This is a genomic window from Embleya sp. NPDC059213 (assembly GCF_042754445.1).
Taxonomy (GTDB): domain Bacteria; phylum Actinomycetota; class Actinomycetes; order Streptomycetales; family Streptomycetaceae; genus Embleya.
Genome location: NZ_JBHZAV010000361.1, coordinates 1 through 4202 on the forward strand (window position 1 = coordinate 1; position 4202 = coordinate 4202).

A 4202-nucleotide genomic window follows, 5' to 3' on the forward strand; every position below is an offset into this window, starting at 1 on the left:
CCACCAGCTCGGTGGTCCGCTTTTGCGGGGGGGGGTGGGGGGGGGGGGCGGGGGGGGGCGGGGGCCCCCCCCGCCCGCTCACTGTCGTGGCCGGCCGCTTTACGGCAGGGCCAGCATGCGGTCGAGCGCGACCTTGGCGAACTTCTCGGTCTCCGCGTCCACCCGGATCCGGTTGACCACATTGCCCTCGACCAGCGATTCGAGCGTCCACACCAGGTGCGGCAGGTCGATCCGGTTCATCGTCGAGCAGAAGCACACCGTCTTGTCCAGGAAGACGACCTGCTTGTCGGGGTGTGCGGCGGCCACCCGGCGGACCAGGTTGAGCTCGGTCCCGATCGCCCACGCCGAACCCGGCTCGGCCGCGTCGAGCGTGTTGATGATGTATTCGGTCGAGCCGACGTAGTCGGCCGCGGTGACCACCTCGTGCCGGCACTCCGGGTGCACGAGCACGTTGACCCCGGGGATCCGGGCGCGTACGTCCTCGACCGAGCTCACGTCGAACCGCCCGTGCACCGAGCAGTGTCCGCGCCACAGGATCATCTTCGCCGCGCGCAACTGCTCGCGGGTGAGGCCGCCGTTTGGCTTGTGCGGGTTGTACAACACGCAGTCGTCCGGGCTCAGCCCCAGCTCCAGCACCGCGGTGTTGCGGCCCAGGTGCTGGTCCGGCAGGAACAGCACCTTCTCGCCCTGCTCGAAGGCCCAGTCCAGGGCCCGCTTGGCGTTGGAGGAGGTGCATATCGTGCCGCCGTTGCGGCCGGTGAACGCCTTGATGTCGGCCGACGAGTTCATGTACGAGACCGGCACGGTCGTATCCGCGATGCCCGCGTCGGCGAGCACGTCCCAGCACTCCTCGACCTGCTCCGAGGTGGCCATGTCGGCCATCGAGCAGCCCGCGGCCAGGTCCGGCAGGATCACCTGCTGGTCGTCGGAGGTGAGGATGTCGGCGCTCTCGGCCATGAAGTGCACACCGCAGAACACGATGTACGGCGCGTCCGGACGGGCCGCCGCCTCGCGCGCGAGCTTGAACGAGTCGCCGGTCACGTCGGCGAATTCGATCACCTCGTCGCGCTGGTAGTGGTGGCCCAGGATGAATACCCGGTCGCCGAGCCGCTCCTTCGCCGCCCGGGCCCGGGCCACCAGGTCCGGGTCGGACGGCGAGGGCAGGTCGCCGGGACACTCGACGCCCCGTTCGCTGCGCGGGTCGGCGGCGCGCCCGAGCATCAGCAGCGCGAGCGGCGTCGGCTGCACCCCGGGCGGCAGGTCCAGATCGTGTGTCGCGGTCACGGCGCGCACCTCTTCTCGTCTAATTGACACTAACAATCCTATCCTGTTCGTGTCAGGTTGACGAGAGTGGGGGTGTGCGACCATGAGTAAAACGCGAGGGCCCGAAGCATGATGTGGGAATAGGGCCGAGCCGCCGTCGGTTGCCGAGGGTGGAAGTGGCGTACGAATGTCGAACCACCACGTGGGAGCTTGCAGATGACTGTCCAGGACGAGACCACCACGACCGGTGGCATCCTCCTCAGCGATGAGGCGGCGGCCAAGGTCAAGACTCTGCTGGAGCAAGAGGGTCGCGACGATCTCGCGCTGCGCGTGGCCGTCCAGCCCGGCGGTTGTTCCGGCATGCGGTACCAGCTTTTCTTCGACGAGCGTTCGCTCGACGGCGACGTCGTGGCCGACTTCAACGGCGTCTCGGTCGTCACGGACCGGATGAGCTCGCCGTATCTGAGCGGCGCCACGATCGACTTCGTGGACACCATCGAGAAGCAGGGCTTCACGATCGACAACCCGAACGCGGCCGGTTCCTGCGCCTGCGGCGACTCGTTCCACTGATTCGTCGCTTCGCGACACCTCGACGCCGCGTCGGCCCATCAGGGCCGGCGCGGCGTCGCCGTGTGTGGGTTCGGTCAGCCCGCCGAGAACGGATTGCCGCCCGGGGTGATGGTCGCGCCGGTCTCCGCGTCGACGACGGTGCGGGCGCCCAGGGGTGTGGGAAGCGTCACGTTCACCGAATTCTCCACGGCCATGTCGGTGCACACGTCGGCCAGCGGGGTGATCTCCACCCGGATGGCCACCTGGCCGGCCGATTCGCGGGCGACGACCAGGCGGTCCCGCTCGCACTGGCCGGTCCACAACCACGCGGTCAGGGTGCGGCCGTCCGGGGCCAGGGTGTAGCGGCTGAAGCGGGTGTCGCGCTGGGCCGGGTAGTAGGTGTGCGCCGCGCCGGGCGACAGGTTCGGGGAGGACGTCGAGCCGCCCGGGTTCGCGCCGTTGCCGGTGGCGGGTGCGCCCGGATGGGCCTGGGCGGGGCCGGCGGACGGTGCGGCCGGGTCGACGGCGGCGGGGCCGCCCCGGTCGGCCGGGCCGGCGATGCTCGGACGGGGCGAATCGTCGTCGCCGAGCACCGCCCAGGTGCCGCCGCCGATGCCGAGCACCGCGACGATCGCGAGCCCGACGATCAACGGCCGTCGGGGCGCGGTGGGTTCGGGTCGAAGGTCTGCGTCGTGCTCACCGTGGGTACGCATGCCGATCGGACGCGGGACCGGGCGGCGCGGTTCCCCGGAGGTCGGATCGGTCGCGGGCCGGCGCCGTGTTTCAGTCGCCGTACTCGGACATGCCGGCCACCAGGGTGGCGCCGTGCGCGGGAATCTCGGTGGCGGGGGCGTGCGAGCCGGCGGGCACGGCCTTGGCCGGCAGGCGCTCCGGGCCCAACGTGGTCCACGACGCGTCGATGTGACGGCAGTCACCGCGCAGGTCTTCGAGCGTCTCGGGCTCGGCCTGGGATCGCATCACGGGCATCGGGGACATTTCACGACTCCTTGTACCGGGGATCTTCAGCGTAGGTCGCACGGAGCGTGACGGCACGGTCTACCGACCGGTAGTTTTCGACCGGGTGCACGACCGAGGTGGGATAACGTGTGCGAGTTTCCCCCTTCTCGTACTCCCAGTACGCCACTTCCCCGTCCTCCACATAGGAGACACGCGCCATGCGCATTGCCGTGACCGGTTCGATCGCGACCGACCACCTCATGACGTTTCCGGGTCGGTTCTCCGACCAGCTCGTCTCCGACAAGCTGCACGTGGTCTCGCTGTCCTTCCTCGTCGACAAGTTGGACATCCGGCGCGGTGGTGTCGCGCCGAACATCTGCTTCGGCATGGGGTGTCTGGGGCTGTCGCCGATCCTGGTCGGTGCCGCCGGGGCCGACTTCGTCGACTACCGCTCGTGGTTGGACCGGCACCACGTGGACACCGAGTCCGTGCACATCTCGCCGACCCATCACACCGCTCGGTTCGTGTGCACGACGGACGAGGAGCACAACCAGATCGCGTCCTTCTATACCGGCGCGATGAGTGAGGCCCGCGAGATCGAATTGCGTCCGGTGGCCGACCGGGTCGGTGGCCTGGACCTGGTCGTGATCGGGGCGAACGACCCCGAGGCGATGTTGCGGCACAGCGACGAGTGCCGGGATCGGGGCTATGCGTTCGCGGCCGATCCCTCGCAGCAGCTCGCTCGGATGGAGGGCGAGGACATTCGGCGGCTCATCGACGGTGCGGCCTATCTGCTCACGAACGAGTACGAGAGTGCGCTGATCGTGCAGAAGACCGGGTGGTCGGAGGCCGACATCCTGAAGAAGGTGGGAGTGCGGGTCACCACGCTGGGGCCGAGCGGGGTCAAGGTCGAGCGGGCGGACGGGGAGACGATCGTCGTGCCTTGTCCTGCGGAGGACGCCAAGGTCGATCCGACGGGGGTCGGGGACGGGTTCCGGGCCGGGTTCCTGGCGGGGATCTCGTGGGGATTGTCGTTGGAGCGGGCGGCGCAGGTGGGGAACATGGTGGCGACGCTGGTGATCGAGACGGTCGGGACGCAGGAGTATTCGTTGCGACGGGCGTCGTTCCTGGGGCGGTTCGCGAAGGCCTATGGGGATTCGGCTGCGAGTGAGGTTGCGGCGCACCTGGCTTCGTGACGCACTCGGCCTTTGGCGGGCGGGTGGCCTCATGCGCTCGGTTGGGCCGGGTTTCGCCTCATGCGCCGGCGGGGCTGAGTGGCCTCAAGCGCCGGCCGGGCTGGTTGCCCTCATGCGCCGGGCGGGCTGGGTTCGCCTCAAACGCCGGCGGGGCTGCTTGGCCTCATGCGCCGGCCGGGCTGGGTTCGCCTCATGCGCCGGCGGGGCTGCTTGGCCTCATGCGCCGGCCGGGCTGGG

At 69.7% G+C, this 4202-nt stretch carries 5 protein-coding genes; 2 read left to right on the top strand and 3 right to left on the bottom strand.

Features of this window, described 5'->3' with window-relative positions; all coding sequences use genetic code 11:
- Positions 1 to 99: 99 nt before the first annotated feature.
- Positions 100 to 1284, bottom strand: a complete 1185-nt coding sequence (gene nadA / locus ACFXMF_RS47050; protein WP_379991917.1) for a quinolinate synthase NadA — start codon at positions 1282 to 1284, stop codon at positions 100 to 102.
- 195 nt (positions 1285 to 1479) lie between these two features.
- On the opposite strand from nadA, the gene ACFXMF_RS47055 reads away from it, so the two are divergent.
- Positions 1480 to 1833, top strand: a complete 354-nt coding sequence (locus ACFXMF_RS47055; RefSeq protein WP_126638364.1) for an iron-sulfur cluster assembly accessory protein — start codon at positions 1480 to 1482, stop codon at positions 1831 to 1833.
- 74 nt (positions 1834 to 1907) lie between these two features.
- On the opposite strand, the gene ACFXMF_RS47060 is transcribed toward ACFXMF_RS47055, so the two are convergent.
- Both ACFXMF_RS47060 and ACFXMF_RS47065 read right to left on the bottom strand, forming a co-directional pair.
- Entirely contained in the window at positions 1908 to 2525 is a 618-nt protein-coding gene (locus ACFXMF_RS47060) for a hypothetical protein (protein ID WP_360304917.1), read from the bottom strand.
- A 70-nt stretch (positions 2526 to 2595) separates the two neighbouring features.
- Positions 2596 to 2808, bottom strand: coding sequence for a hypothetical protein (locus ACFXMF_RS47065; RefSeq protein WP_360304919.1), 213 nt, complete (start codon positions 2806 to 2808; stop codon positions 2596 to 2598).
- 179 nt (positions 2809 to 2987) lie between these two features.
- Here ACFXMF_RS47065 and ACFXMF_RS47070 point away from each other — a divergent pair, with 179 nt between their 5' ends.
- Positions 2988 to 3965, top strand: a complete 978-nt coding sequence (locus ACFXMF_RS47070) for a carbohydrate kinase family protein (protein ID WP_360304921.1) — start codon at positions 2988 to 2990, stop codon at positions 3963 to 3965.
- Positions 3966 to 4202 lie beyond the last annotated feature (237 nt).